This is a genomic window from Actinophytocola xanthii (assembly GCF_001921205.1).
GTDB lineage: Bacteria > Actinomycetota > Actinomycetes > Mycobacteriales > Pseudonocardiaceae > Actinophytocola > Actinophytocola xanthii.
The window spans coordinates 1-529 of sequence record NZ_MSIE01000203.1 but is presented as its reverse complement, the minus strand read 5'-3'; the positions used below and the strand labels follow the sequence as shown (position 1 = coordinate 529).

General features: G+C 71.8%; 1 pseudogene. It reads right to left on the bottom strand.

The window, feature by feature from the left end:
- Window positions 1-378: pseudogene (locus BU204_RS37930) on the bottom strand (hypothetical protein); the annotation flags it as partial.
- Window positions 379-529 lie beyond the last annotated feature (151 nt).

The window sequence follows — 529 nt, the reverse complement described above, 5'->3', positions numbered from 1 at the left end:
GGCGGTGAACAGGGTGGTGGTCGCGGACTTGATGGCGGGCAGCGCGGTCGCGGCGACCGAGGCTGGGGCGCCGGCGGGGTTGTAGTACCAGGTGAAGGTGTCGGACATCCGCCAGCCGGACAGGGCGTAGGTGTTGTTCTGGCATCCGGTGGTGGCTGCCGCGGCGCCGGCGGTGGTGGCCGCGCCCAGGCTCGCGGCGGCCTGCTCGAACGGGGTGGAGGCCAGGATCGCCTCGGCCACCACCGTCACACCCTCGGTGGCCGCCGGCGCCACGGTGTCGCCCTGGGTCGTCGCGGTCGTCGCGGTGGCCGCGGTGCCCACTGCCGTGACGGCGAGGAGGAGGGCGGCGGTGCGGGTGGCGAACCGGGAGAGCGACATCGTGGTGTTTCCTTCAGTGGTACGGCTTGACACCACGAACATTGCCGTCCACCTGGTGCAACCCAGGGCCCGAACGAGAGCGAAACGGGAGTAGCCCCCCACGCTCCCGAACTACAACCACACCGCCCCCGAACACCACCACCCCGCACGC